This window comes from Rhodococcus sp. T2V (assembly GCF_029269925.1).
GTDB lineage: Bacteria > Actinomycetota > Actinomycetes > Mycobacteriales > Mycobacteriaceae > Rhodococcus_F > Rhodococcus_F koreensis.
Genome location: NZ_JARJBD010000199.1, coordinates 1 through 6,298, shown reverse-complemented (window position 1 = coordinate 6,298; position 6,298 = coordinate 1). Strand labels below are relative to the sequence as shown.

1 protein-coding gene is annotated in these 6,298 nt (G+C 69.8%); it reads left to right on the top strand.

Translation table 11 applies throughout. The annotated features are described in order from the left end of the window. On the top strand, positions 1–6,298 hold a 6,298-nt coding region (locus tag P3H15_RS52805; protein ID WP_276144626.1), incomplete at both ends, for a non-ribosomal peptide synthetase.

Sequence of the window (6,298 nt, the reverse complement as noted above, 5' to 3'; positions counted from 1 at the left end):
AGTTGCCGGTGACGGTGAACGGCAAACTCGATCGGAAGGCGTTGCCGACACCCGATTTCGGCGGCCCGACTGCCGGTTTCGTGGCCGCTCGGACCCCGATCGAAGAGATCGTGGCCGCCGTCTACGCCGACCTGCTCGGGCTCGACAGGGTGGGCGCGCACGACAGCTTCTTCGACCTCGGCGGAAACTCGCTGATCGCCACCCGGTTGGTGGCCCGGATCAATGCGGTCGTCGGAGACCGGATCGGACTGCGCGACGTGTTCGACGCCCCCACCGTCGCGGGTCTGGCGCTGCTGGCCGAGTCGCAGGAAGGGCTCGAGGCCCGCCCCCCGCTGAAACCGAGGGAGGGCACCGCGGAAGTTCCCGTGTCGCCGGCCCAGCAGCGCATGTGGTTCATCAACCAGTTCGACACCTCCTCCTCCGCCTACAACGTCGCCTTCGCGCTGAGACTCGAGGGCCGGCTCGACGTGCACGCGCTGCAGGCGGCGGTCGCCGACGTCATCGAACGGCACGAGGCCGTGCGCACCGTCTTCCCCCTCACCGACGACGGCCCCCGCCAGGTGATCCTGCCCGCGGCGAGTGCGGTGCCCGACCTCACTCCGGTCAGTGTGTCGAGTGAAGCGGACCTCCGCGAACTATCGCTGACATTGCTGTCCGCCGGATTCGACGTCACCACGCAGGTGCCGCTGCGCGCGCGACTGTTCCGGCTCGACGAGAACGTGCACGTACTCGCGGTGGTGGTGCATCACATCGCCGCCGACGGCTTCTCGATGGCGCCGCTGGCCCGGGACGTCATGGTCGCGTATGCGTCCCGAGCGAACGGTTCCGCCCCGGACTGGGCGCCCCTGGACGTGCAGTACGCCGATTACGCGCTGTGGCAGCGGGAGTGGCTGGGATCGGAATCCGATGTCAAGTCGCCCATTTCGCGGCAGCTGGACCACTGGACCACGACGCTGTCGGGCCTGCCCGAACTGCTGGAGTTGCCCACCGACCGTCCCCGGCCCGCCGTCCGGTCACTGCGCGGCGGTCACGTCGAATTCCTGATCGACCCGGACATTCATGCGGGCGTCGTGAGGCTGGCGCGGGAACACACCACCACGGTGTTCATGACGTTGCATGCCGCGCTGGCGGTCGTGCTGGCACGCGTGAGCGGCGCGGACGATATCGCCGTCGGGACGCCGGTCGCCGGTCGCGGCGAACGCGAACTCGACGACGTGGTCGGCATGTTCGTCAACACCCTCGTCCTGCGCACCCACGTCGACGGCGGCGCCACTTTCGCCGAATTCCTCGGCCGTGTCCGGGAAACCGATCTGGGTGCCTTCACGCACGCGGAGGTCCCGTTCGAGCGGGTGGTGGAAGTCCTGAGCCCGTCCCGGGTGACGGCGTACGCGCCGCTGTTCCAGGTGATGCTCGAGTTCCAGGACATCGAGCGCCCCACGCTGGAATTGCCGGATCTGCAGGTCCGGAACATCGACTTCGAGATCGATACCGCCAACTTCGATCTGCAGTGGACCCTGGCCGAGATGTTCGACGAACACGGCCACCCGGCAGGCATCGCCGCGGGACTCGGCTACGCGACCGACCTCTTCGACGAGGACACGGCGATCGGATTCGCGGAACGACTCGTGCGTATCCTCGCGGCGGTCACGGCTGACCCCGGCGCCCGGGTCGGCGACATCGACATCCTCGGATCCCTGGAGCGTGCCCTGCTCACCCCGGTGCTGGGGGGTGCGGCAGTCGCGCCGCGCACGCTGCCGGACCTGATGGCCGACGCGGTCGCGCACGATCCGGAGGCCACGGCGCTGATCTTCGCCGGGAGTTCGGTGCGATACGCAGAACTCGACCAGCGTTCGAACCGGTTGGCCCGCCTGCTGATCGAACGCGGTATCGGACCCGAGTCGGTGGTCGCACTGTGCGTGCCGCGGTCCGTCGAATCCGTGGCGGCCGTCTGGGCGATCGCGAAGTCGGGGGCGGCCTTCCTCCCCGTGGACCCGCACCACCCGCCGGCGCGGATCGAGTACATGCTCACCGACTCCGGTGCCGTGTGCGGGCTGACCGGGTCCGCGCAACGTGGCGCACTGCCCGACGTCGTGCCGTGGCTGGTGCTGGACGACCCGGATGTCGGCGAAAATCTGTCGCACTATCCGGCGCCGGCGATCACCGACGACGACCGGATCGCGCCCATCCGGGCCGACAATCCGGCGTACCTCATCTACACGTCGGGGTCGACCGGCCAACCCAAGGGCGTGATCACGACCCACCGCGGTCTCGCCGCCTTCGCGGCCCAGGAGAGGGAGACGTTCGGCACGACGCCCGAATCCCGGACCCTGCACTTCGCCTCCCCGAGTTTCGATGCGTCCGTCCTCGAACTGCTGCTGGCGGTCGGCGCGGCAGCGACGATGGTGATCGCGCCGCCGTCCGTCTACGGTGGCGCCGAATTGGCGCAGTTGCTGGAATCCGAGCGGGTCACGCACTGCTTCGTCACTCCGGCGGCGCTCGCATCGGTCGACCCCGCAGGTCTGACCGACCTCGGGTGCGTCGTGACGGGCGGGGAAGCCTGTCCGCCCGAACTGGTCGCCCGGTGGGCGCCGGGCAGGCGCATGTTCAACGCGTACGGGCCGACCGAGGCGACGGTCGTGTCGAGTATCAGCGACCAACTGGTGCCGGGCGAACCGGTCACCATCGGCACACCCACCCTCGGTTTCGCCGAGACCGTGCTGGACCCACGACTGCACCCGGTGCCTGCCGGTGTCGCGGGCGAGTTGTATCTCGCAGGTCCCGCCCTCGCGCGCGGATACCGCCGGCGGTACCCGCTGACCGCCGAACGTTTCGTCGCCGATCCGTTCGGGCCACCGGGAAGCCGGATGTATCGCACCGGGGACCGGGCGCGCTGGCTTCCCGACGGCCAGTTGGAGTACCTCGGGCGGACCGATTCCCAGGTGAAAATTCGGGGCTTCCGGATCGAACTCGGCGAGGTCGAGTCGGCGCTGCTCACCCACGACTCCGTCGCCCACGCGGCGGCGAGCGTGTGGAACGCCGACGGCGGAGGCGACCGGCTGATCGGGTACGTGGTGCCCGAATCCGGTGCGACGATCGATTCGCGGGCAGTCCTCGACTTCGTCGCCGGCCGGTTGGCGTCGTACATGGTCCCGGCCGCACTGGTGGTACTCGACTCCCTTCCCCTGACGGTCCACGGAAAGCTCGACCGCACAGCGCTTCCGGCACCCGACTTCACCGGATCCGGAAGCCGGCCGCCGCAGACCGAGACCGAGGAACTTCTCGCCGGACTGTTCGAGGACGTGCTCGGACTCGATTCGGTCGGCGCGGACGATTCGTTCTTCTCCCTCGGCGGCGACAGCATCCTGTCCATCCAGTTGGTGGCCCGAGCCCGGGCGGCCGGTGTGATCCTCTCTCCCCGAGACGTATTCGACCGCCGAACCGTCTCCGGCCTCGCCGCTGCCGCTCGATTCGACCGCGACGGCACGGTCGCTCTCGGCGAGTTGCCGGGCGGTGGCGTCGGCCCCCTGCCGCTGACACCCGTCGCGCGCTGGATGTTCGAGCGCAGCGGCGGACGGCTCGACAGGTTCTCGCAGGCACTGCTGCTGGCGGCCCCCGCCGGTCTCACGCACGAGGTGCTCGTCGGCGCCGTCGAGGCGGTACTGGACCGGCACGACATGCTCCGGGCGCGGGTGTCCGCGGACGGCATGGACGTGCTGCCTGCGGGTTCGGTACCGGCGGACGTCCGCCGGGTGCCAGTCGACGCGGTGCGGGGCGACGACTTCACCGCACTCGCCGGTGCCGAACTCGATGCCGCGGCGGACCACCTGGACCCGGCCGCCGCCCGCATGGTGCGGGTGGTCTGGTTCGACGTCCCGGACGACGTCGGGCGACTGCTCGTCGTGGTGCATCACCTCGTGGTCGACGGTGTCTCCTGGCGGATTCTCGTGGCCGATCTCGCGTCGGCGGCCGGCCGACTCCAATCCGGAGTAACACCGGCGTTGCCGGCAGTCGGAACGTCGATGCGGCGCTGGTCGCACGGACTGGCCGACGCCGTGCGGACCCGGACGGGCGAACTCGCGTCGTGGGAGAAGATCCTCGACGGCCCCGATCCGCTGATCGGTTCGCGCCCCCTCGATCCCGCGATCGACGTCGCCGCGACGGTCGGCACCGTCACGGTCGACGTGCCGTCGGCGGTGACCGACGCCCTGCTCACCACGCTGCCGGACGCATTCCACGGGACTGTGGGCGACGGATTGCTCACCGCGGTCACCCTGGCACTGATCGCCTGGCGACGGGAACGCGGCGCCGCTGTGCCGGACACCCTGCTCACCCTCGAGGGCCACGGCCGCGAGGAGCAGATCGTCCCGGGCGCGGACCTCTCCCGCACCGTCGGGTGGTTCACCACCGTGTATCCGGCGCGGTTGGATCTCACCGGAATCGATGTCGACGACGCCCTGGCAGGCGGCGCCGCGGCGGGGCGGGCGGTCAAGGCCGTCAAGGAACAGTTGCTCGCGATCCCGGACCACGGCATCGGCTTCGGACTGCTGCGCTACCTGGACGGTGAGACGTCGGAGGCACTGCGCCGATTCCGCTCTCCGCAAGTCGGTTTCAACTACCTGGGCCGGGTGACCGTGACCGGCGGAGGCGACGACTGGCTGCCGGTGGAGAGCACACTCGGCGGCACCACAGACCCCGACATGCCCGTCGAATCCGTGATCGACATCAACGCCTTCGTCTCCGACACCCCCGAGGGGCCCCGGCTACGGGCGTCGTTCGCATTCCCGGCCGGCGTCCTCCACGAGACCGAGGTCGCGGCGTTCGCGGATCTGTGGCGCCGTGCCCTGGAGGGACTCGCCGCGCACACGGCACGACCCGATGCGGGCGGGCTGACGCCGTCCGACCTTCCGCTGGTGCCGTCGAACCAGCAGCAGATCGAACGCTGGGAGCAGCGGTTCCCGGCACTGCAGGACGTGTGGTCGCTGTCTCCGCTGCAGTCGGGGTTGCTGTTCCATGCCTCGCTGGCCGCGGAGTCGATGGACGTCTACACGGCGCAACTGCGGATCGACTTCGAAGGCGACGTCGACGCGGCGCGCCTCCGTGCGGCCGCCGCCGGCCTGCTTACACGCCACGCGAATCTGCGGACCGCGTTCGTGTACGACGACGGGGTACCCGCGCAGGTCGTTCTCGACGCGGCGGAGGTGCCGTGGCGGGGGGTCGATCTCACCACTGCCGGGACCGAGACGGAACTTGCGCGACTGCTCGACGAGGACCGCAGCGCCCGATTCGATCTCGCCCGGCCGCCCCTGCTCCGGATGACGCTGTTCCACACCGCACCAGGCAGATTCGTCCTCTCGATCACGAACCACCACATCATTCTCGACGGCTGGTCGATGCCGTTGCTGGTGCGGGAACTACTGGTCCGGTACGCCTCCGGCGACCCGGCCGGACTGCCGGAGCCGCCCTCGTATCGCACGTACCTGGAATGGGTCGCGAGCCGGGACGCGGAAGCGTCGGCCCGGGCCTGGGAACGAGCACTCGACGGTGTCGAGGAGCCGACGCTGGTCGCGCCGCACGCGTCCGCGGCGCTCTACGGTGTGCCCGACGAACTCGACGTCGACCTGCCCGCCGGGATTCTCCACGGACTCGCCGCCACAGCCGCAGGCGTCGGCGTCACCATGAATACGGTGATCCAGGCAGCGTGGGGTGTGCTGTTGTCCCGGTCGGTCTCCCGCGAAGACGTGATCTTCGGCGCCACCGTGTCCGGTCGTCCGCCGCAACTGTCCGGTGTCGAGAACATGCTGGGCCTGTTCATCAACACGGTGCCGGTGCGAGTGCGGGTGGACCCCGACGAGACCGTCGCGGGACTGCTCGCCCGCCTGCAGGGCGAGCAGACGTCCCTGCTCGACCACCATCACCTCGGCCTCGGCGACATCCAGTCGCGGGTGGGCCTGGGCAACCTGTTCGACACGCTGTCGGTGTTCGAGTCGTACCCGATCGACACGTTCGGACTGGACGAGAACACCGACATCGGGGGCGTGCGGGTGACCGGTCTCGATGCCCGCGACGCCACGCACTACCCGGTCACGCTGCTGACGATCGTCGAACCGACACTGCGACTGAGTCTGCGCTACCAACCGGCGATCCTCGACCGGGCCACCGTCGCCCCGCTCGCCGAGCGCCTGGTCCGGATCCTCGAGACGATCGCCGGTGATCCGGACGCCGCGGTGGGGGATGTGGAGGTTGTGGGGGCGGGGGAGCGGGGGTTGGTGGTCGGGGCGTGGAATGCGACGTCGCGTGT